Raw genomic sequence first — 22,674 nt, forward strand, 5'->3', positions numbered from 1 at the left:
AATCGAGCTCCGCAATTAGTAAGAACGCACTTTCGGCGGGAATGCCGCGCGCAGCTTCGGTTGCATGTTCACTTCACGACGCGTCATGCTTTCCGATTGCGGCAGATACAGCGAATGGCACAGCCAGTTGGCATCATCACGTTCCGGGTAGTCGAAGCGGCTATGCGCGCCACGGCTCTCGGTACGGTAGTTGGCCGACACGGCGGTGGAATACGCGGTCTCCATCAGGTTATCCAACTCCAGGCATTCGATACGCTGGGTGTTGAATTCGCTGGAGGTATCGTCCAGGCGTGCGTTCTTCAGACGTTCACGGATCACTTTCAACTCTTCCAACCCTTTCGCCATCGCATCACCTTCACGGAATACCGAGAAGTTGTGCTGCATACAGGATTGCAGTGCCTTGCGGATCTCCACCGGATCTTCACCAGAACGGGTGTTGTTCCAACGGTTCAGACGATCCAGCGAGGCTTCGACGTCCGATTCGCTGGCGTCACGGCTTTCGCCCTGCTCTGCCAACGACTCTTGCAGGTGCATACCGGCAGAACGACCAAACACCACCAGGTCCAGCAGTGAGTTGCCACCCAGACGGTTGGCGCCGTGTACCGATACGCAGGCAATTTCGCCAACCGCGAACAGCCCAGGGATCACCACGTCTTCGCCTTTCTCGTTCACGGTCAGCGCCTGGCCGGTCACTTTGGTCGGAATACCGCCCATCATATAGTGGCAGGTAGGAATGACCGGGATCGGCTCTTTGACCGGGTCGACGTGAGCGAAGGTACGGGACAGTTCCAGAATGCCCGGCAGACGGGATTCCAGCACTTCTTTGCCCAGGTGATCCAGCTTCAGCTTGGCGTGTGGGCCCCAAGGACCGTCACAGCCGCGGCCTTCGCGGATCTCAATCATGATGGAACGAGCTACCACGTCGCGGCCCGCCAGATCTTTGGCGTTTGGCGCATAACGTTCCATGAAGCGTTCGCCATGCTTGTTCAGCAGGTAACCACCTTCACCACGGCAGCCTTCGGTCACCAGCACGCCCGCACCGGCAATACCGGTTGGGTGGAACTGCCACATTTCCATATCCTGCACCGGCACGCCGGCGCGCAGCGCCATACCGACACCGTCACCGGTATTGATGTGGGCGTTGGTGGTGGATTGGTAAATACGGCCTGCCCCGCCGGTCGCCAGGATGGTTGCCTTGGCTTTGAAGTACACGACTTCACCGGTTTCGATACAGATAGCGGTAGTGCCCACCACCGCGCCATCCTGGTTTTTCACCAGATCCAGCGCATACCACTCGGAGAAGATGGTGGTGTGGTTTTTCAGGTTCTGCTGATAAAGGGTGTGCAACAGCGCGTGACCGGTACGGTCAGCCGCCGCAGCGGTACGGGCCGCCTGCTCGCCACCAAAGTTCAGTGACTGGCCGCCAAACGGACGTTGATAGATACGGCCATCTTCCAGACGGGAGAACGGCAGGCCCATATGTTCCAGTTCCAGAATCGCTTCCGGGCCGGTTTTACACATATATTCAATGGCGTCCTGGTCACCGATATAGTCGGAACCTTTCACCGTGTCATACATATGCCATTCCCAGTTATCTTCGTGGTTGTTGCCCAGGGCTACGGTAATGCCGCCCTGTGCAGACACGGTATGGGAACGGGTCGGGAATACTTTGGAAAGCAGGGCACAGGTTGAGCCTGCCTGGGAAATTTGCAGTGCCGCGCGCATACCTGCGCCACCTGCACCGATAACCACTGCATCAAACTCTCTGACTGGCAGTTTCATTTAAGCACCCCACACTACGATTGTTCCGTACAGTAAATAGACCAGCAACGTGACGACAATCGCCAGTTGCAGCACCAGGCGTAATGCCAGTGGCTTGATGTAGTCCGTCAGCACCTGCCACATACCCACCCAAGCGTGAACCAGGATCGACAGCAATGTCAGCAAGGTGAATACTTTCGTAATGGAGGTGGCGAAGAAGCCGCGCCAGATTTCATAGGTGATGTCCGGAGCCGTAACGACGAAGCCCAGGATATAGATAACATACAGGGTGATGACGATGGCGGAAGCACGCAGTAACAACCAGTCGTGTACTCCGTTACGCCCTAATGCAGAAACGTTGCTTACCATACGAGGACTCCAGCCAGAATTGACAGCACGACGGTCAGACCGAACGCCACCTGGGCAGAACGGGTACCTGCGGCTAAACTCTCTTCGATATAGCCAAAATCCATTAACAAGTGGCGAATGCCACCGCAAATGTGATAGGCCAGCGCAGTGAGGATCCCCCAGAAAATGAATTTCACGAAGAAGCTATTCATGATGGAGGCAGCGTACAGGAAGCCCTCTTGAGAAGAGAGAGAGATGCCCAGCAGCCAGAGGAGAATGCCCACGGCAACGAAAGTAATTACGCCAGAGACTCGGTGTAAGATGGACGCTATCGCAGTTACAGGAAACCGGATCGTTTGCAGATCCAGATTGATATGTCTTTGTTTTTTCACGGTTTTTCCCACACAGCTCTTATTATTTTCCTTCCTCCGGGCCTGGGTGGGGATCAGACAGCGTCAAGAGTTTTCACTCTTACACCTCACGCGCTCAAACATGGACATCCTAGTGCTTAAACGGCGCGTAGTTATAACGCTGGGTGCTCCTACTTCAGGGTAATCCGGAGACCTGGCGGCAGTATAGGAGGTTCACATTCTTATTACAATTCCCATACAATCCCTTTGGTCACATTTCCCCTAAACAGTGATTTAGATCACGATTATTACATTTAACACTAAATTAATTATCTGATTTGACAAGAGATCAACATTTCCATTACAAATAGGGTAGCGATCAGCCCTATGATGCACTAGCGGTCACCGGATACACTTCCCCCTACGCGTAAGTTATGCAACAGTGTATGTGGTTAAAATTCCAAACATATCGTAGGTTAATGATTAAAAGAAAATAACGAATCCCGATGAATCGTTAACGGCTGCTAACCCGTCTTGTTCGCCTGGTACGCACTCTGTCCCCTACCAGCGTAAATGCGCTGTCGCTCACAGAGTTAGCGTTCGCTCGACTTTAATGCGGGCAACCTGCGGAGATTTAAGGTATTTCAGTTGTTAGAGGTTTTTAAAATAAGGCGTTAAGGAGATTGTAAATGACTGATAAGAAAGCGACGCTAAGCATCAACAACGGCGAAGCTCCGATCGAACTGGGCGTACTTACCCCTTCACTGGGCCCTGATGTTATTGACGTACGCGCCCTGGGCTCCAAAGGTTATTTCACATTTGATCCCGGCTTTACCTCTACCGCTTCCTGTGAATCCAAAATCACGTTTATCGACGGCGACAAAGGTATCCTGCTGCACCGCGGCTTCCCGATTGAGCAGTTGGCGAAAGACTCTTCCTACCTGGAAGTGTGTTACATCCTGCTGTACGGCGAAACCCCGAGCGCGGAAGAGTTCGAAACCTTCAAAACCACGGTAACCCGTCACACCATGATCCACGACCAGATCACCCATCTGTTCCGTGGTTTCCGCCGTGACTCACACCCAATGGCGGTACTGTGCGGCGTGACCGGTGCCTTGGCGGCGTTCTATCACGATGCGCTGGACGTTAACAACGAACGCCACCGTGAGATCACCGCATTCCGCCTGCTGTCCAAAATGCCTACCGTGGCAGCAATGTGTTACAAGTATTCTCTCGGCCAGCCGTTTGTCTACCCACGTAACGATCTGTCCTACGCCGGTAACTTCCTGCGCATGATGTTTGCCACCCCTTGCGAAGAGTACGTGGTGAACCCGGTGTTGGAACGTGCCATGGACCGTATCCTGATCCTGCATGCCGATCATGAGCAGAACGCCTCAACGTCTACCGTGCGTACCGCCGGTTCATCTGGCGCCAACCCGTTTGCCTGTATCGCGGCCGGTATCGCTTCCCTGTGGGGACCAGCGCACGGCGGTGCCAACGAAGCGGCACTGAAGATGCTGGAAGAGATCAAAACCGTTGAGCACATTCCTGAGTTCATCAAGCGCGCCAAGGACAAGAACGACTCATTCCGCCTGATGGGCTTTGGCCACCGCGTGTACAAAAACTACGACCCGCGCGCCACCGTGATGCGTGAAACCTGTCACGAAGTGCTGAAAGAGCTGAACAAGAAAGACGACAACCTGCTGCAGGTTGCGATGGAGCTGGAACACATCGCGCTGAACGACCCGTACTTCATCGAGAAGAAACTGTACCCTAACGTCGATTTCTATTCAGGTATCATCCTGAAAGCGATGGGTATTCCTTCTTCCATGTTTACGGTGATCTTCGCCATTGCCCGCACCATCGGCTGGATCGCTCACTGGAACGAAATGCACGACGAAGGCATCAAGATTGCCCGCCCACGTCAGCTGTATACCGGTTATCCAGAGCGTGAGTTCAAGTCTCAGGTTAAAAAGTAAGCCTTGGCAGGGGCGTTATATTCGCCCCAATACTGCTAATGACCAACGCTGCCTCAACGGCAGCGTTTTTTATGGGTTATCGCTGGCAAATCGGACACCAATAAAATGGTCGTGAAGATAGCGCCATCTTCTCTATCATCGCCCCACAGCGTGGGCAAGGCTCACCGCTGCGATGGAACACCTTGAAGCTGAACAGCGTGCCGTGATGGCGATTTTCATCGACCTGACCACGGGTGTGATAAGAAATTCGCGGAATTTCCAGCAACGCCTGCGCTAACTTATCCAGCTCTTCAGGGGTCAGATCCTGCGGTTTATGCTTGGGTGCCAGCTCCGCCTGCCATAAAATCTCGGCTCGTAGATAGTTACCCAACCCCGCCAAAAATGACTGATCCAGCAACATCCCACCCAGTTGACGCTTAGCAAACGTCGGTGACAGCAACCGCTGCTTTACCTGATCCACTGTCAACGCCATATCCAGCACGTCAGGACCAATACGTTGCAAAAACGGATGCTGTTCAATCTCGCCGCGCGGTGCAATGGTGATATCCGAAGCGCTGTACAGCAAGATCGCCCACTCTGCCGTCTCCAACCGGACACGCAAATCACGCTTGGTATCCGGCGTTTCACCCGCTGGCACCACCTTCCATACACCATACAACTGGTTATGGCTGTACATGGTCAAGCCATTGGAGAAATCGGTTAACAAGGCTTTACCACGCGGTTCGATGGCGGTGATACGTTCGCCAATCAGTTCGTTCTGATAGTGTTTCAGTTGGGGGAAAGCAAACCAGACTTCGGTCAGCGGTTGATCGATCATCACCACCGCCAGCTTATCTGCCGCCCGGCGGATCTCCGGCCCTTCCGGCATAAACCACTCCTTAATTGAAAATCCTGTAGGGGCGCCGCATGCTGCGCCCGTTTATCCGCATGCTGCGCCCGTCTTGATAATCATTGGGTTGGTCAGGGTCGAACATGTTCGACCCCTACAAATTCAGCAACATTGTCACCTTCAGTGCGTGGCGCCACCCACCACTTTCAAGTCATGCTCTACCTGCAAGGCAATCGAAATCGCCATTTCCAAGGCAAACAGTACCGTCTGGGCTGCCATACTCGGCGCACCAGGATGCTGTGCCGCCTGCTCAGGCAGATAAGGGATATGAATAAAACCGCCCTTCACCGCCTGCTGCCCGCTTAAGCGGTGCAACAGACCGTACATCACATGATTACAGACATAGGTTCCGGCAGTTTGTGATACCGAAGCCGGAATACCGGCCTCACGCATCGCATTTACCACCGCCTTGATCGGCAAGGTGCTGAAATAGGCCGCCGGGCCGTCTGCCACAATGGCCTGGTCGATCGGCTGCTGCCCCTGATTATCGGGAATACGCGCATCATCGACGTTAATCGCAACTCGTTCCAGCGTAATGTCGGTGCGTCCACCGGCCTGGCCGATCGCCAGCACCATCACCGGTTGGACTTCGTCAATGGCCGCATTCAACACAGTCAACGCCTCACCGAAGACACAAGGAAGCTGGCGCGCAATAATGTGCGCCCCACCAAGTTCCAGATCGTTAAGCTGTTTCACCACTTCCCAGGAAGGGTTGACACGCTCGCCGCCAAACGGCTCAAAGCCGGTAATCAATACTTTCTGCATGCGTTCTCCTAGAGGAACATCAGGAAATAGAGCAGGAATACGTTAACCAGCAGCAACGTGACCCCGGTCGGTATCTGCGCCTTGATGACCGCATTCTTGTCCGGCAACTCCAGTAACGCCGCCGGTACAATATTAAAGTTAGCAGCCATCGGCGTCATCAGCGTGCCGCAATAGCCGGAGAACATGCCAATCGCCGCCATTACCGCCGGATTACCGCCGTGTTGCAGCACCAGAATGGGAATACCAATCCCCGCAGTCACAATCGGGAAGGCAGCAAATGCGTTGCCCATCACCATAGTCAGCACCGCCATACCGATGGCATACACCGCCACGGCAACAAAGCGGTTATCTACTGCCAGGTATTCCTGCGTCAGATGAGAGACTGCAGTACCGACACCCGCCGTGGTAAACAGCAGGCCGAGGGTTGCCAGGATCTGCGGCAGGATGAAGGCCCAGCCGATGGAGTCGAGCAGGCGACGAGCTTCCTGCACGGGCTGTGAAGCGGTCTCATGAGTCATCTTCACCGCGATAGCCAAACCGAGCAGACAGCCGACGGTCATGGAGAACAGTGTGATCAAGGTGGAGTGGTTACCGCTGCCAAACACCGCCTGTTGCAAGGCAGGGATATTATTGAACATCAGCACGCCGATCACCGTGACTACCGGGATCGCCAACGCAGGAACAAACAGACGGTTGCCCAGGCGTTTAGCACTGGTTTCACGCTCTTGCTGACTGCGCTGATGATAGCTGCCGAGGCGAACGCCGCCGAAACCGGCAATCAGGGCCATCACGACGACCAGCACCCCGACGACGATATGCAATTGACGTTTGGCTTCCGCCCCGCTGCCAAACAGGCCGTAGGTCCAGTCGCCCACCAGGAAGATCAACCCGTACAAGGCCCAGAACAGGCCGGTAGTCACACGGCGCGGGTTGGCCTTATCACGAAATGACATCGCAGCGACGAACAGTAATACCGCTCCCGCCAGCCAGTAGAGATACTGTTGTTGGAAAATCATTGGCCTTCTCCCTTCGCCTGCATCGCCGCCTGGTTAAGCTTGCTCAATTCGGCAGTCAGTTGTTTATCCATGCGGTACAAACGGAAAGAGTGGATCAGGAAAGCAAAGATCGCCGTCGGGATCCCCAACAGCGCAATATGCAGCGGCTCGGTCTGGATGCCGCCGGATTCCAGCATAAAGTTATGCATAAAGATGATCGCGCCAAAGGCGACAAAGATATCTTCGCCAAAGAACAACCCGACGTTATCGGTTGCAGCGGACATGGCACGCAGACGGTGACGTACATGGTCCGGCAAATCGCCATAGCGGTTTTCCGTGGCACCTTCCGCCATCGGTGCCAGCAACGGACGCACCATCTGCGGTTGGCCACCCAGGCTGGTCAGCCCCATTGCCGCAGTCACTTCACGGACAAACAGGTAGACAATCAGCAAACGTCCGGCGGTAGCACTTTTTATTTTGGCGATCCACGCCTGCGCCCGCTCTTTCAGGCCATGGCGCTCCAACAGCCCGATAATCGGCAGCGGAAGCAGCAGGATCAGTGGCAGGTTGCGGGTATTGAGAAAACCCTCACCGAGTTTTTCCAAAATCACGTCTAACGGCATCAACGCCGCCAGCCCGGTGATAATACCGGCGGCAATCACCACCAGCACCGGGTTAAAACGCAAGACAAATCCAACCACGATGGCGGCGATGCCGATCAGTGGCCAGAGGTTTACTGCTTGTTCCATATCCAATTCCCTCTTGTCGCCCTCGGTGTGACGGGCAATGTTGTGTTTGCTGTAATAATTATTTTTTTATACGGCACTGACGCCAATCTGCTGCTGAGCAAAGCTCTCTCTCAGCTTCCTGGCATAAGCCAGCGCATGTTCGCCGTCGCCATGCAGGCAGACGGTTTCAGCCTTGACGGAGGCCCAGCCCCCCTCAACGGTACGGACTCGCTGGTGGCAAACCATTTCCAGCGTCTGTGCTAATGCCAGTTCATCGCTGGCGATCATGGCTCCTGGTTGGCCACGAGGCACTAATGTTCCATCGGCCTGATAGCCGCGATCGGCAAACACTTCCTGGCGCGTCGTCAGCCCCAGCTTTTCACCGGCGCGGATCAGCTCACTGCCAGCCAGCCCCACCAGACGCAACGCAGGATCTACCGCATGTACCGCGCGGGCGATGGCTTCGGCCAATGCAGGCTCCACCGCCGCCTGGTTGTAGAGCATGCCGTGTGGTTTCACATGCACCATCACGCCGCCTTCAGCACGGGTAATGGCGGCCAGCGCCCCCAGTTGGTACACCACTTGGGCATAGACCGTTTCAACCGGTAGCTGCATCCGGGTGCGGCCAAAATTTTCCCGATCCGGGAAGCTGGGATGGGCACCGATCGCCACGCCATATTGCAGCGCCCAACGTACCGATTGGCGCATGGTCTGCGCATCCCCGGCATGAAAACCACAGGCAATATTGGCCGAACTCACCAACTGCAACAGCGCTTCATCATTGGCGCAGCCTTCACCGAGATCGGCATTCAAATCGACGATCATTGAACCCCCCAGGCAATCTGTTGAATAAAGTGATCCTGCTCGGCCTTGGCACGTTGCGCCTCTGCCAGGGTGCAGGGAATAAAGTGAATTGCATCCCCCAGGCGGATCTGCGCCAAGTGGAAAAGATCGGCCTCGATCACGCAGGCAATACGCGGGTAACCCCCGGTAGCCTGTGCATCGGCCATCAAGACGATTGGTTGACCATTATGAGGAACCTGGATGACGCCAGGTATCAGGCCATGCGAAAGCATTTCCCGTTCGGTGGTACGCGTCAGGGCGCTCCCGCCGTGCAGGCGATATCCCATGCGGTTACTCTGCGGGCTGAGCTGCCAGGCGGTACGCCAGAAGTCGTCCTGCGCCTGTTGGTTAAACTCGTCATACTCCGGCCCGGTCAAGACTCTGATCCGGTTGCTGAACAGCGGCTGCTTAACGCCAATGACCGTACTCGGCAACGTTTGCGGCTTACCCGCTGGCAGCACGTCGCCCTCTTTCAGCTGTCGGCCGTCCAATCCGCCGAAGCCGGCTTTCAGATCGGTACTGCGTGAGCCCAGCATTTCCGGCACGTTGATACCGCCAGAAACCGCCAGGTAGCTGCGCATCCCACGTTTAGGCATCTTCAGCGTCAACTGCTGGCCTTTTTTGACTGGATAGCGCCAGCCCGTCCACAAAGATTTGCCGTCCAACTGAGCATCGCAGCCTGCACCGGTCAGCGCGATCCAGCCATTCTGGGTAAACTCGGTGCTGAATTGCCCCAGTGTGATCTCCAGCCCGGCCGCCTCGGGCGCGTTGCCCACCAGCAGGTTGGCTATTTTCAGCGCGGGGATATCCAGTGCTCCGCCCTGGCTGATACCCAAACGTCGGAAACCGTTACGCCCCAGGTCCTGGACGGTGGTGTAAATACCGGCTCGCAAGATCTTCAGCATACGCCCTCCTTCTGTGGCACAAAGCGCACGTTATCGCCCGGGCGCAGCAGCGTCGGTGGCATCTCGTTAGGGTTAAACAGCGCTAACGGCGTGCGGCCAATCAGTTGCCAGCCACCCGGCGTAACCAGCGGATAAATCCCCGTCTGACCACCACCAATCCCCACCGAACCCGCAGCAACCGACAGACGCGGTTCCGCACGGCGAGGAGTCGCCAGGCGTTCAGGCATCCCTCCCAAATAGGTAAAACCAGGTTGGAAGCCCAGGAAATACACCACATAAGCCGTGGATGAATGGCATTCGACCACTTGCTGCGGTGTCATGCCGGTATGGCGTGCCACTTCTTCCAGGTCGGGGCCATATTCCCCGCCATAGATCACCGGAATATCCACATCACGGGATTCCGGCACCAGACTTTCGTTGCCTTCCCATCCTTGACGCAGCAGTTCCAGCATCGCTTCGGCATCGGCCTGCGGCGTATACAGCAACAGCGTCAGGTTATTCATCCCAGGCACCACTTCACGCACATCAGTGTGGTGATTTAACTTTTCTGCCAATGCCCAGATGCGCTGCTGGCTTTGCAGCGTCACCGGGGGTGCCAATTCAAGCACTACAGCGCGTTCCCCTAGCAGGTAATATTGTGCTCGTTGCACCCCGTTCTCCTTATCCTCGTCTTGTTGCAAGCCGCAGCACGACTGACCGCACACGAACGAATGCACTGGTCGCCTGAAGGCAACTTGCAGTTCACAAGGTATTTTATTATTTGAAAAGCGTATCAGTTATGCGGGACGCAGCGCCGGCTGTCAAGAGAGCAACCTTAGGGAAAATAAGGGATTAGCACGGCTAAAGGGTTCGTTTTACCGAACCCTTCGGCAAATCAGGCAGGATTAGGGATATCGATAAAGGTGACATCAAAGCCGTGATGTTGCGCTAACCACTCGCCCAACGCCTTGATCCCACCGCGTTCCGTGGCGTGATGACCGGCGGCAAAAAAATGCACGCCCATCTCCCGCGCGGTATGAATAGTTTGCTCAGAAACTTCCCCGCTGATAAAGGCATCGACGCCAAATCGCGCAGCGCTGTCGATAAATCCCTGGCCGCCACCGGTACACCAGGCCACCCGACGGATAGCCTGCGGCGCATTATCGCCACAGTGCAGCACCGCACGGCCGAGGCGACTTTCTATACGCTGTTGCAGCTCACCGGCACTGAGCGGTTGCTCAAATTCACCATGTGGCACCAGAGGCTCGATTTCACCGATCACGCGGATCCCCAATGCCTGCGCCAGCTGCGCGTTGTTACCCAGCTGTGGATGGGCATCCAGCGGCAGGTGATAGCCATACAGGTTGATATCGTTGCTCAGCAGGGTTTTCAGCCGGTTACGCTTCATGCCGCGCACCGCTGGCGCTTCGTTTTTCCAGAAGTAACCATGGTGCACCACAATGGCATCCGCCTGATGTTCTACCGCCGCATCCAGCAGTGCCTGGCAGGCCGTCACTCCCGTCACGATACGCTGCACATGCGCCCGCCCCTCCACCTGTAGGCCGTTCGGCGCATAGTCCTGGAAGGACGCACAGTTGAGTTCGGTGTTGATCAGATGTTCCAGATCGAGGTTAAGCATAGTCATCTCACTGTTATTCAAAATTGTTGCCGATCGCCCTGTTCCATCAGGATAAATTTAACGCCCAGATCGTTACCCTGGTCCAGCTGTTGTTTGATGGTAGCACGCACATCCTCCCCCTGTTTCAGGCTGGGTTTGATGTGGCTGATGACCACCGGCAGATCTTTTAACGAACCCTCTCCGCCGCTGTACTGCTGGAGGTTTTTCAGCTCCTTCAGTAGCCAGGCCGGGGTCAGATGGCCATACAGGTGCTTGTCGTCCACCTCGTTCGGGAAGGAGGTTTCGATAATCATGCCTTTCAGCTTCTTCTGCTCAATCAGCGGCCCCAGCTCGCGCCAGGCGGTATCCAGATTGCGCGACTGTTCCAGCGCGTCTGGCCCGGTATCGCCGAAGTAGGCGAAGGAGCCGTCACGGTCGGCCACCAGCAGCATCGAAGAAGGATAGCGATCGTGGCTTAATGAGTACATCACGCCGCTCAAACCGGTCAGGCCCAGGGTAACGCGCTGCTGCGGGCGCACCGTTTGCAAACGGTAAGTACCCAGCCGTGAGCCATTCCCAGCGTCGGTAAAGTTTGGCCAAGCCTTCCAGTTAAAGTAATGGTTGCGCAACGTCAATACGGTATCGGCCTGCGCATAAATGGTTTTCTTACTGTCTTCCGGGGAACCCAGGATCAGCCCGGCAACGTGATCCAGATGACCGTGGCTGATGAAGTAACCGCCAATCAGCTGACGAAAAATATAGCCCTGAGGCGTGTAGGGAGCGGCCAGCTCGGGCGTAACCTGCGGAAAACTGCCCTTTTCCAGCCCTTTGGCAATGCCCGGCAGCAGCGTACCGGCATCCAGTGCCAGGTACTGCGTCTGGCTATCGCTGCGGATCAGATAAGAAGTCAGATTGCCATCGCTGACGCCGCCGTCGACGCCCAGCGCCACTACGTCAAAACCGGCCACGGCCAATGCGGAGTAGCCGCCCAGGCACAGGGCCAGTAGTTTCTTCATCATCAGGAAGCTCCTTGCTGTTGCTTTAAATGCCCCCTCGCTTGGCCGCCTCAAAAGCCGCCAACGTGTCCAGCCGAGCCTGCTGGTGTTGGACTATCGGCTGCGGATAGTTCAGTACCTGCTGCTGCTTTTCCGCCCAGCGATGGGGTTGATGGAGCTCATTGTCCGGTACTTCCGCCAGTTCAGGCAACCATTTACGGATAAAAGTGCCTTTTGGATCAAAACGTTCGCCCTGCGTGGTCGGGTTAAAGATGCGGAAATACGGTGCGGCATCGGTACCGGTGGAGGCCGCCCACTGCCAGCCACCGTTGTTGGCGGCCAGATCGCCATCCAGCAGTTGCGACATGAAATAGCTTTCACCGGCACGCCAGTCGATCAGCAGATCTTTCACCAGGAAGCTGGCGGCGATCATCCGCAGGCGATTATGCATCCAGCCGGTGTGATTGAGCTGACGCATGGCAGCATCGACTATCGGATAACCGGTATTACCCTGCTGCCAGGCCAGTAACGCCGCGTCGTTGCTTTGCCAGCATACCTTATCCGTCCAGGCGATAAAGGGACGGTGCTTGCATAATGCGGGATACGCAACCATCAGATGACGATAAAACTCACGCCAGATCAGCTCATTAAGCCAACAGAAAGCGCCGCTTTCCGGGTTTTCCAGCACCTCGGGGCACTCCACCCGCAGACGGTTGATACACTGGCGCGGAGAAATGACGCCGATGGCCAGATAGGGAGACAAATTACTGGTGCCGTCAATCGCCGGAATATCGCGCTGTTTGGCGTAGTCTTGCACCTGCTCGCGGCAAAACGCCCGCAGCCTTTGCAACGCCGCCTCTTCGCCTGCGGGATAGTTTTCCCCCACCTCTACCAAGGGATAATCGAATGCAGCCAGTGCGCTAAATTCAAGGGCTTCTCCACGTGGACGTGGAGCAGGCAAAGAATTCACATCGGATTCGGTCAAGCGTTGAAGAAAGGCTTTACGGAAAGGCGTATAGACCTTGTACATCTCACCGTTGCCGGTTTGCACGCTGCCTGGGGGTAACAGCAGGCTATCGTCAAAACTGTGGCATATCACTCGCCCGGCCAGAGCCTGCTCAAGGCGGGCATCGCGTTGGCGTTCGTTGATTTCATACTGCCGGTTGTAGAACAGGGCCGAAACCTGTCGCTGCTGGCAAAAATCCACCAGCCAGTTCACCGCGCCGGAAAAATCGTCGCCCTGATGACAGATCAACTCAATGCCCCTAGCCGCCAACGCCGCTTGTACTTGCAGCAGATTGGCGTGGATAAATGCCGCCTGGCGGGGAGCCATCTGATGCTGTCGCCACTGGTCAGGAGTGGCGATAAACACCGCCAACACCTTGGCTTGCGGATCGCTACAGGCGGCAGACAGGGCTTTATTGTCGGTAATGCGTAAATCATTACGCAACCAGACTAAATGAGTGGTCATGACACTCCTTGCAGGTTAATGGCCGTATCGCAGGCGCAATGCCTCCGGATAGGGCTCAAAATAGCGCTGTTGCGCCAGATAGCTATCAGGGTATTCGGCCATATAATGTTTTAATAACGTAATCGGTGCCAGCAGCGGCTGCATCCCCTGACGGTAATGGTCGATCAGCCGGGCCAGTTCCTGGCGCTGGGCACTGCTGAGCTGACGACGGAAATAGCCCTGAACGTGCATTAATACGTTGGTGTGATTACGCCGGGTCGCCTTGTGTTGCAACAGCCTCATCAGGCGTTGACGATATTCCACCGCAAAGGCGTCGAGCGATTGCCAACTCTCAATATCCGCGACGAAACGCCCCAGTTCGCGGTACTCCGGCTGTGAATGTGCCAACAGTGAAAGTTTATAACGGCTATGAAAAGCGATCAGCCCACCACGGGTTAGCCCCTGTCGCCACAACATATTCAATTCATACAGGGCAAACACTCGCTCGACAAAGTTTTCCCGCAATACGGGATCGACCAGTCGGCCCTCTTCTTCCACCGGCAGCCACGGCATCTGACGTAGCAGCTCGGCGGTAAACAACCCGACACCACTTTTACTCGCCCCCAGGCCGCTTTCCTCCCAGAGTTTGACCCGTTCCATACCGCAAGTGGGGGATTTTGCACAGACGATATAACCGCATAGGTGTTGCAGTTGGCTCACCCGCAGCTCGGAGAACTGCTGCATCTGCTCGGTGAGATCGACATTGAGATCGTTGCTGTGGCACAACCTTGTCTGCTGCTGGCCTTTAACCAGACGCAGCGCAGGCCGTGGCGTTGGCAGGCCAATCGCCATCTCGGGGCAAACGGGCTCAAATTGCACATAGGGAGCCAATTGCTCCACGGCGAATTCGCAGCGCTTATGGCCACCATCAAAGCGCACCGCGCTGCCCAGCAGGCAGGCGCTGATCCCGACGGGGATCTTGTCATTCATGTCATATCTCCTACTCACCGTATTTGGTTAAAAGTGTAGAGGAATTCGAGCGTTGCTGCCGCCTAAAACGCAAAAACCCCCGCCACCAGGGCGAGGGTTCAGAGTATTACGACAGACCTGGATCAGTAAAAATCGCAGGACGCCGTTTCTGCCTGTTGCAGCCAGACCGGCTTATTGCTGGTTTTGGACCACACGCGGTGTAAATAGCTGTAAAAACGTGCGCGATCGTCACGGAACAGCATCACCGGCAGGGCAAGAACACCAACCAGGATCACTGCGCTACGGCGCAGGAGGACCCGATGCAACGGATAGGCGTGATAGTTAGACATGCGAACCTCCTTAAAACATCCGCGTCAGGTTGTCAGGACCCGACGCAATGCCAAACAAAAATGATGACGAAATGGAAACTGAGCAAAATATTACCGCATAGGTTGTAATTTTACAACTCATCCGACCACTAAAATGGACAAAAATAACGCAAAAAAGGCACCATAACGTAATTTTGTTACATTTAGGTTAATAACATACTTAACATTGGTTGCGTTGTGGTTATATCCCCTCACCCTACCCCTCTCCCACAGGGAGAGGGAACCGATCGAGTGTGTCTGAAATGATAGTGACCTACCTTGGATTTGGGGCGTTCGAGTTTGCTGAGATAACCTCTTTACTTCCCAATGAGCAGGGGCTAACAGCTCCCTCTCCCTATGGGAGAGGGTTGGGGTGAGGGACTAGCCTGCCGTTTTCTGCCGAAATTTCAGTCATTTTTATACTTTTTTTACACCCGGCCCTGCTATTTTTTCATCTTCTTTTTACTGCCCTCCCTACACTCAGGCTATCAAAAACAACACCTCTGGAGGTGTCCCGTGAGTTTCAGCGTTATTGGTGGTGCGCTGTTGGTCCTGCTGCTATTGGGCTATCTGGTCTATGCCCTGTTTAATGCGGAGGACTTCTGATGGCAGCTTCAGCCTTCTTGTTGATCGCCAGCTTTATGCTGGTGCTTCTGGTGCTGTCCCGTCCGCTGGGCAGCTTTATGGCTCGCCTGATCGAAGGAGAGCCGCTACCGGTACTGCGCCATGTAGAGGCTACCGTCTGGCGTTGCTGCGGCAATGACACCGCCGAAATGACCTGGTGGCAGTATGCGCTGGCGATCCTGTGGTTCAATATCCTGGGCCTCGTGCTGCTGTTTGTATTGCTGATGGCCCAAGGGTCGCTGCCGCTCAACCCGCAAGGGTTCCCCGGTTTATCCTGGGATTTGGCGTTTAATACCGCCGTCAGCTTCGTCACCAATACCAACTGGCAAGCTTACAGCGGGGAAAACACCCTCAGCTATCTCAGCCAGATGGCCGGGCTGACGGTGCAGAACTTCCTTTCCGCCGCTACCGGCATCGCCGTTGCCTTTGCCCTGATTCGGGCCTTTGCACGCCGTTCCAGCGCCACCATCGGTAACGCCTGGATCGATATTCTGCGCATTACTCTGTATGTGCTGTTGCCGCTGTCGCTGTTGATTGCGCTGTTCTTCGTCAGCCAGGGGACATTGCAGAACTTCCTGCCTTACCTGCATGTGACCACCTTGGAGGGCGCGCAGCAGACGTTGCCGATGGGGCCAGTGGCCTCGCAGGAAGCAATCAAGATGCTCGGCACCAACGGTGGGGGCTTCTTCGGTGCCAACTCGGCACATCCGTTTGAAAACCCAACCGTGCTGACCAACTTTGTGCAGATGCTGGCGATTTTCCTGATCCCTTGTGCCCTGTGCTTCTCCTTTGGTCAGGTAGCCGGAGAAAACCGCCAGGGCCACGCCCTGATTTGGGCCATGGCGCTGATTTTCATCATTGCGGTGATCGTAGTGATGAACGCCGAACTGGCTGGCAACCCGCACCTGAGCGCGCTGGGCAGTAGCAGCAACATCAATATGGAAGGGAAAGAATCACGCTTCGGCATTCTTGCCAGCAGCATGTTCTCGGTGGTCACCACTGCGGCTTCCTGCGGTGCCGTCAACGCCATGCATGACTCCTTTACCGCGCTGGGTGGCATGGTGCCGATGTGGCTGATGCAGATTGGTGAAGTGGTGTTCGGCGGCGTCGGCTCTGGCCTGTACGGCATGCTGCTGTTCGTGCTGCTGACGGTGTTTATCGCCGGGCTGATGATTGGCCGTACGCCGGAGTACCTCGGTAAGAAGATCGATGTTTATGACATGAAGATGACCGCGCTGGCGATCCTGGTGACACCGACATTGGTGCTGCTGGGAACCGCGCTGGCGATTACTACCGATGCGGGCCGTGCAGGCATCCTCAACCCTGGGGCGCATGGTTTCAGTGAAGTGCTGTATGCCGTTTCTTCGGCAGCCAACAACAACGGTAGCGCCTTTGCTGGCCTGAGCGTCAACACACCGTTCTACAACCTGCTGCTGGCCTTTGCCATGTTTGTTGGCCGCTTCGGGGTGATCCTGCCGGTGCTGGCCATTGCGGGTTCGCTGTGTGTCAAAAAACGCCAGCCGGCGGGCAACGGCACGCTGCCAACCTACGGGCCACTGTTTATCGGCCTGCTGGTCGGCACCATCCTGCTAGTAGGTGCCTTGACCTTCGTGCCTGCGTTGGCGTTAGGCCCGGTAGCCGAACATTTACAACTGTGGTTGGCAAATTAACAGTCATAACAGAGAGAACAACAAGATGACTCGCAAACAACGCGCACTGTTTGAACCGGCACTGATGCGTACCGCGCTGCTCGATGCGGTGAAAAAGCTGGACCCACGCGTACAGTGGCGTAACCCGGTGATGTTCGTGGTGTACCTTGGCAGTATCCTGACCTCGGTCATTTGGTTGGCGGTCCTGTCAGGTAACGCCGAAGGCAGCGCAGCCTTTACCGGCAGCATCGCCATGTGGCTGTGGTTTACCGTGCTGTTCGCCAACTTCGCCGAAGCACTGGCGGAAGGACGCAGCAAGGCTCAGGCGGAAAGCCTGAGGGGCACCAAGAAAACCAGTTGGGCGAAAAAACTCGCTACGCCGAAGCATGACGGGGCCACCGAGAAAGTCTCGGCCGAGAGCCTGCGCAAAGGCGATATCTTGCTGGTGGAAGCTGGCGATACCATTCCTTGCGATGGCGAAGTGCTGGAAGGCGGCGCCTCGGTTGACGAAAGCGCCATCACCGGTGAATCCGCGCCGGTGATCCGTGAATCAGGTGGTGACTTCTCTTCCGTCACCGGCGGGACGCGTATCCTGTCCGACTGGTTGGTGGTGCAGTGCAGCGTCAACCCTGGGGAAACTTTCCTCGATCGCATGATTGCTATGGTAGAAGGTGCCAAACGCCGTAAAACCCCGAACGAAGTAGCGCTGACCATTTTGCTGGTGGCATTGACTATCGTGTTCGTGCTGGCGACCGCAACCCTGTTCCCTTACTCGCAATACAGCGTGGAAGCCGCAGGTAGCGGCAGCATAGTGTCGATCACCGTGTTGGTTGCTTTGCTGGTCTGCCTGATCCCGACCACCATTGGTGGGCTGCTGTCCGCCATCGGCGTCGCCGGGATGAGCCGCATGCTGGGAGCCAACGTGATCGCCACCAGCGGGCGCGCCGTTGAGGCCGCCGGTGACGTTGACGTGTTGCTGCTGGACAAAACTGGCACTATCACCCTCGGTAACCGTCAGGCGTCCGAGTTCCTGCCAGCCCCTGGGGTCAAAGAGCAAGAACTGGCCGATGCTGCCCAACTCTCTTCATTGGCCGATGAAACGCCGGAAGGACGCAGTATCGTAGTACTGGCCAAACAACGCTTCAATCTGCGCGAACGTGACTTGCAGGCGTTGAACGCCACCTTCGTCCCCTTCTCTGCACAAACCCGCATGAGCGGCGTCAACGTGCAGGACCGGATGATCCGTAAAGGCGCGGTGGACGCTATTCGCCGTCATGTGGAATCCAATCAAGGTCACTTTCCACGTGCGGTAGATGACCTGGTGGAAAGCGTTGCTCGTACCGGCGGGACACCGTTAGTGGTCGCCGAAGGACCACGAGTGCTGGGGGTGGTGGCACTGAAAGATATCGTTAAAGGCGGGATTAAAGAACGCTTTGCCGAACTGCGCAAAATGGGCATCAAAACGGTGATGATCACCGGGGATAACCGCCTGACCGCCGCCGCCATCGCCGCCGAAGCCGGTGTGGACGATTTTCTGTCGGAAGCCACACCAGAGGCCAAACTGGCGCTGATCCGCCAGTACCAGGCAGAAGGACGCCTGGTCGCGATGACCGGCGACGGCACCAACGACGCCCCCGCGCTGGCGCAGGCAGACGTAGCAGTTGCCATGAACTCGGGGACGCAGGCAGCCAAGGAAGCGGGCAACATGGTCGATCTGGACTCCAACCCGACCAAACTGATCGAAGTAGTGCATATCGGCAAACAAATGCTGATGACGCGCGGCTCACTGACCACCTTCAGCATCGCCAACGATGTGGCGAAATACTTTGCCATTATTCCAGCGGCCTTTGCGGCAACCTATCCGCAGTTGAATGCGCTGAACGTGATGCACTTGCACTCCCCCGCCTCGGCGATTATGTCGGCGGTGATCTTCAATGCCCTGGTGATCGTATTCCTGATCCCACTGGCACTGAAAGGGGTGAGCTATAAGGCGATGAGCGCCGCCGCACTGCTGCGCCGCAACCTGTGGTTGTATGGTGTGGGTGGCCTGCTGGTACCGTTCGTCGGGATCAAACTGATCGACCTGTTGTTAACCGCGCTGAATATGGCTGGCTGAGAATACGAGGAATTTATGATGTCTTATTTACGCCCTTCTTTGGTTATGCTGATCCTGCTGACGGTGATCACCGGTATCGCTTACCCTTTGCTCACCACCGGGCTCTCGCAGCTGCTGTTCAGCGGTGCGGCCAATGGATCGTTACTCTATCAAGGGGATAAAGCGGTCGGCTCGGCGTTGATTGGCCAGAACTTTAGCCAACCGGGTTATTTCTGGGGCCGCCCTTCTGCCACCAGCGATTCGGCCTATAATGCGCTGGCATCCGGCGGCAGTAATCTGGCAGCCACCAACCCGGCGCTGGATAAGGCTATCGCTGAACGGGTCAAGCAGCTGCACCAGGCTAATCCGGCCATGAGCGGCTCAATCCCGGTCGATCTGCTGACCGCTTCCGGCAGTGGATTGGATCCGCAGATTTCGGTTGCTGCCGCCCAGTACCAGTTGGCGCGTGTCGCCAATGCTCGTCAGTTGCCGCAGGAACAGATTGCCAAACTGATTGATGAAAATACCGATCGTGCCACGCCCAATTTTATGGGGGAATCGGTGGTCAATGTGCTGAAGCTGAATATGGCACTGGACGGATTAAAATAATGCTAGACGGGCGCAACATGCGGCACCCCTACAATTGCATAACTAGGAACTTTGATGGTGGATGACGAACTGCAACGCCCCGACCCGGACAGCCTGCTGGCGCTTGCCAATGAAAAGCCACGCGGCAAGCTGAAGGTGTTTTTCGGCGCCTGTGCCGGGGTGGGTAAAACCTACGCCATGTTGCAGGAAGCGCAGCGACAACGCGCACAGGGACTAGACGTGCTGATTGGCGTGGTGGAAACCCATGGCCGCGCCGAAACGGCGGCGTTGTTGCAAGGCTTGTCGATCCTGCCACAAAAGCGTATCCACCATCGCGGTCGCCAGGTGCAGGAATTCGATCTGGATGCCGCTTTGGCACGCCATCCGGCCCTGATCCTGATGGATGAACTGGCGCACAGTAACGCCCAAGGCTCGCGTCATCCCAAACGCTGGCAGGACGTGGACGAACTGCTGGATGCCGGTATCGATGTACTGACTACGGTCAACGTGCAACATTTGGAGAGTCTGAACGACGTCGTCGGTGGCGTCACCGGAGTGCGGGTAAGAGAAACGGTGCCCGACCACGTGTTTGATGAAGCCGCCGAAGTGGTGTTGGTTGACCTGCCCCCTGACGATCTGCGCCAGCGACTGAACGAGGGCAAGGTCTATATTCCTGGTCAGGCCGAACGCGCCATCGAGCATTTCTTCCGTAAAGGTAATCTGATCGCCCTGCGCGAATTGGCATTGCGCCGTACCGCCGACCGCGTAGACGATCAGATGCGGGCCTTCCGCGACAGCCAGGGGCGCGAAAAGGTCTGGCATACCCGTGACAGTATCCTGCTGTGTGTCGGCCATAACAGCGGGAGCGAAAAGCTGGTGCGCATTGCAGCCCGGCTCGCGGCACGTCTTGGTTGCCACTGGCATGCCGTGTATGTCGAAACGCCTAAGCTACACCGCCTGCCGGAAAACCAACGGCGGGCTATTCTGCGGGCGCTGCGGCTGGCACAAGAATTAGGGGCGGAAACCGCTACCCTTTCCGATCCCTCGGAAGAACGCGCGGTGTTGCGCTATGCCCGGGAACACAACCTGGGCAAAATCATTATTGGCCGCCGCAGTGAGCAACGCTGGAGGCTGCGCGGCAGCTTTGCCGAACGCCTTGGCCAGCTTGGCCCGGATCTCGATCTGGTGATTGTGGCACTGGAAAACGACACCCCGCAGCCGCAGACAAAAGAGCATGATAACCGCACCTTTAACGAGAAATGGCGTTTCCAACTGCGGGGCTGTGCCGTTGCCGTTGCCTTGTGCGCCCTTATCACGCTGATGTCGCAATGGCTCCTACCGGGCTTTGATTCGGCCAACCTGGTGATGGTTTATCTGCTGGGCGTGGCTATTGTTGCACTGTTTTTCGGGCGCTGGCCTTCGGTGCTGGCCGCGGTGATCAACGTCGCCAGTTTCGATCTGTTCTTCGTGCAACCCGAATGGTCGTTCGCCGTCAGTGACATGCAATACCTGCTGACCTTTGCCGTGATGCTGATCGTCGGTATCACCATTGGTAATCTGACCGCCGGCGTACGTTATCAGGCTCGGGTGGCCCGTTATCGCGAGCAACGGGCGCGGCATCTGTACGAGATGTCTCGCGGGCTGAGTCAGGCACTAACCAAAGAAGACATCGCTAAAACCAGCCGTCATTTTATCTCCAGCAGCTTCCAGGCCAAAACTGTGCTGTTGCTGCCGCAGGAGGATGGCTCCTTAAAACAGATGGTAGGCGAAGAAGGCGGCATGCTGTCGGTGGATGAGGCCATCGCTCGCTGGAGCTATGGTAAAGGCATGCCCGCCGGGGCCGGTACTGACACCCTGCCCGGTGTTCCGTACCAGTTGTTGCCACTCAGCACTTCCAAACAGACCTTTGGTTTGCTAGCGATAGAGCCGAACAACCTGCGCCAGCTGATGGTGCCGGAGCAACAGCGGCTGTTACAGACCTTTGCGGTGCTGATCGCCAGCGCCCTGGAACGCCTGCATCTGGCACGCAGCGCCGAAGAAGCCAAGCTGGATGCCGAGCGCGAACAGCTGCGCAACTCGCTGTTGGCCGCCCTCTCTCACGATCTGCGCACTCCGCTCACCGTGCTGTTTGGGCAGGCGGAAATTCTGACGCTGGATCTGGCGACCGAAGGCTCCAGCCACGCCCCACAAGCCAGCCAAATCCGCCAACAGGTGTTGAGCACCACCCGGTTGGTAAACAATCTGCTGGATATGGCGCGCATTCAGTCCGGCGGGTTTAATCTGCGCAAAGAGTGGCAGTCGTTAGAGGAGATCGTCGGTGCCTCGCTGCATATGCTGGAACCGCTACTGGTATTACACGAGATCAAGGTCGAGCTGCCAGCAGAAATGGTGCTGATCAACTGTGACGGCAGCCTGCTGGAACGGGTGTTTACCAACCTGGTGGAAAATGCCAATAAATATGCCGGTGCCGATGCTATCATCGGGATCCGCGCCCACGCCCTGCCGGAGTGGTTGGAAGTTGAGGTTTGGGATAACGGGCCTGGTATCCCGGTGGAGCAGACGCAGCTGATTTTTGACAAATTCTCCCGTGGCAATAAAGAATCGGCGATCCCCGGCGTAGGTTTGGGTTTAGCGATTTGCCGTGCCATTATTGAAGTGCACGGTGGCCGTATCTGGGCCGAGAACCGTGCCGAAGGCGGGGCCAGCTTCCGCTTTATGCTGCCGTTGGAAAAGCCACCCGAACTGGATGGAGCCGATTTTGATTTGTAACCGAAGA

At 56.4% G+C, this 22,674-nt stretch carries 21 protein-coding genes; 6 read left to right on the plus strand and 15 right to left on the minus strand.

Annotated features, from left to right (window positions below; genetic code table 11):
* Window positions 1–15: 15 nt before the first annotated feature.
* From sdhA to sdhC, 3 genes are read right to left on the minus strand one after another with little or no spacing between them, the layout of a single operon-like run.
* Window positions 16–1,782 carry a succinate dehydrogenase flavoprotein subunit gene (gene sdhA / locus U869_RS0113205; RefSeq protein ID WP_025120251.1) on the minus strand — a complete coding sequence of 589 codons (1,767 nt, stop codon included), beginning with the start codon at window positions 1,780–1,782 and terminating at the stop codon, window positions 16–18.
* Complete coding sequence (gene sdhD / locus U869_RS0113210; RefSeq protein ID WP_025120252.1) at window positions 1,783–2,130, minus strand: succinate dehydrogenase membrane anchor subunit; 348 nt, start codon at window positions 2,128–2,130, stop codon at window positions 1,783–1,785. It lies immediately after the preceding gene.
* Window positions 2,124–2,513, minus strand: a complete 390-nt coding sequence (gene sdhC, locus U869_RS0113215; protein ID WP_025120253.1) for a succinate dehydrogenase cytochrome b556 subunit — start codon at window positions 2,511–2,513, stop codon at window positions 2,124–2,126. Before sdhC ends, sdhD begins: the two co-directional genes overlap by 7 nt.
* A 635-nt stretch (window positions 2,514–3,148) precedes the next feature.
* Here sdhC and U869_RS0113220 point away from each other — a divergent pair.
* A complete protein-coding gene (locus U869_RS0113220; protein WP_025120254.1) occupies window positions 3,149–4,438 on the plus strand; it encodes a citrate synthase in 1,290 nt (429 codons plus the stop codon).
* Window positions 4,439–4,514: 76 nt separating this feature from the next.
* On the opposite strand, the gene nei is transcribed toward U869_RS0113220, so the two are convergent.
* From nei to U869_RS0113280, 12 genes are all read right to left on the minus strand, one after another.
* On the minus strand, window positions 4,515–5,306 hold the full coding sequence (nei, locus tag U869_RS0113225; RefSeq protein WP_025120255.1) for an endonuclease VIII: 792 nt from the start codon (window positions 5,304–5,306) through the stop codon (window positions 4,515–4,517).
* Between the two features lie 141 nt (window positions 5,307–5,447).
* A complete protein-coding gene (pcp, locus tag U869_RS0113230) occupies window positions 5,448–6,092 on the minus strand; it encodes a pyroglutamyl-peptidase I (RefSeq protein WP_025120256.1) in 645 nt (214 codons plus the stop codon).
* A gap of 8 nt (window positions 6,093–6,100) precedes the next feature.
* The gene (locus tag U869_RS0113235) at window positions 6,101–7,108 is read right to left on the minus strand and encodes a DUF979 domain-containing protein (protein ID WP_025120257.1); all 1,008 of its coding nucleotides are present in this window, start codon (window positions 7,106–7,108) and stop codon (window positions 6,101–6,103) included.
* Window positions 7,105–7,836 carry a DUF969 domain-containing protein gene (locus U869_RS0113240; protein WP_025120258.1) on the minus strand — a complete coding sequence of 244 codons (732 nt, stop codon included), beginning with the start codon at window positions 7,834–7,836 and terminating at the stop codon, window positions 7,105–7,107. Before U869_RS0113240 ends, U869_RS0113235 begins: the two co-directional genes overlap by 4 nt.
* A 66-nt stretch (window positions 7,837–7,902) precedes the next feature.
* Window positions 7,903–8,640 (minus strand): 5-oxoprolinase subunit PxpA, encoded by a 738-nt coding sequence (gene pxpA, locus U869_RS0113245; RefSeq protein ID WP_025120259.1) that lies wholly within the window; start codon window positions 8,638–8,640, stop codon window positions 7,903–7,905.
* Window positions 8,637–9,563, minus strand: coding sequence for a 5-oxoprolinase subunit PxpC (gene pxpC / locus U869_RS0113250; RefSeq protein ID WP_025120260.1), 927 nt, complete (start codon window positions 9,561–9,563; stop codon window positions 8,637–8,639). The genes pxpA and pxpC overlap by 4 nt, the downstream gene beginning before the upstream one ends.
* Window positions 9,557–10,213, minus strand: coding sequence for a 5-oxoprolinase subunit PxpB (gene pxpB, locus U869_RS0113255; protein WP_025120261.1), 657 nt, complete (start codon window positions 10,211–10,213; stop codon window positions 9,557–9,559). The genes pxpC and pxpB overlap by 7 nt, the downstream gene beginning before the upstream one ends.
* Before the next feature lie 224 nt (window positions 10,214–10,437).
* Window positions 10,438–11,181: a type 2 GTP cyclohydrolase I gene (locus U869_RS0113260; protein ID WP_025120262.1), complete on the minus strand. Its 744-nt coding sequence runs from the start codon at window positions 11,179–11,181 to the stop codon at window positions 10,438–10,440.
* Between the two features lie 17 nt (window positions 11,182–11,198).
* Window positions 11,199–12,179: an MBL fold metallo-hydrolase gene (locus tag U869_RS0113265; RefSeq protein ID WP_025120263.1), complete on the minus strand. Its 981-nt coding sequence runs from the start codon at window positions 12,177–12,179 to the stop codon at window positions 11,199–11,201.
* Between the two features lie 22 nt (window positions 12,180–12,201).
* Window positions 12,202–13,626: a deoxyribodipyrimidine photo-lyase gene (gene phrB, locus U869_RS0113270; protein ID WP_025120264.1), complete on the minus strand. Its 1,425-nt coding sequence runs from the start codon at window positions 13,624–13,626 to the stop codon at window positions 12,202–12,204.
* A 15-nt stretch (window positions 13,627–13,641) separates the two neighbouring features.
* Complete coding sequence (locus U869_RS0113275; RefSeq protein ID WP_025120265.1) at window positions 13,642–14,595, minus strand: 2-thiouracil desulfurase family protein; 954 nt, start codon at window positions 14,593–14,595, stop codon at window positions 13,642–13,644.
* Window positions 14,596–14,717: 122 nt separating this feature from the next.
* Window positions 14,718–14,924: a YbfA family protein gene (locus U869_RS0113280; RefSeq protein WP_025120266.1), complete on the minus strand. Its 207-nt coding sequence runs from the start codon at window positions 14,922–14,924 to the stop codon at window positions 14,718–14,720.
* Window positions 14,925–15,458: 534 nt separating this feature from the next.
* On the opposite strand from U869_RS0113280, the gene U869_RS29410 reads away from it, so the two are divergent.
* From U869_RS29410 to kdpD, 5 genes are read left to right on the plus strand one after another with little or no spacing between them, the layout of a single operon-like run.
* Window positions 15,459–15,548, plus strand: a complete 90-nt coding sequence (locus U869_RS29410) for a K(+)-transporting ATPase subunit F (RefSeq protein WP_037375124.1) — start codon at window positions 15,459–15,461, stop codon at window positions 15,546–15,548.
* Window positions 15,548–17,236, plus strand: coding sequence for a potassium-transporting ATPase subunit KdpA (gene kdpA, locus U869_RS0113290; RefSeq protein WP_025120267.1), 1,689 nt, complete (start codon window positions 15,548–15,550; stop codon window positions 17,234–17,236). Before U869_RS29410 ends, kdpA begins: the two co-directional genes overlap by 1 nt.
* Window positions 17,237–17,261: 25 nt before the next feature.
* Window positions 17,262–19,331, plus strand: coding sequence for a potassium-transporting ATPase subunit KdpB (gene kdpB / locus U869_RS0113295; RefSeq protein ID WP_025120268.1), 2,070 nt, complete (start codon window positions 17,262–17,264; stop codon window positions 19,329–19,331).
* A gap of 18 nt (window positions 19,332–19,349) precedes the next feature.
* A complete protein-coding gene (kdpC, locus tag U869_RS0113300) occupies window positions 19,350–19,919 on the plus strand; it encodes a potassium-transporting ATPase subunit KdpC (protein ID WP_025120269.1) in 570 nt (189 codons plus the stop codon).
* A 54-nt stretch (window positions 19,920–19,973) separates the two neighbouring features.
* Window positions 19,974–22,667, plus strand: a complete 2,694-nt coding sequence (gene kdpD / locus U869_RS0113305; RefSeq protein ID WP_025120270.1) for a two-component system sensor histidine kinase KdpD — start codon at window positions 19,974–19,976, stop codon at window positions 22,665–22,667.
* Window positions 22,668–22,674 lie beyond the last annotated feature (7 nt).

Source organism: Serratia sp. H1w (genome assembly GCF_000633355.1).
Classification (GTDB): Bacteria; Pseudomonadota; Gammaproteobacteria; order Enterobacterales; family Enterobacteriaceae; genus Chania.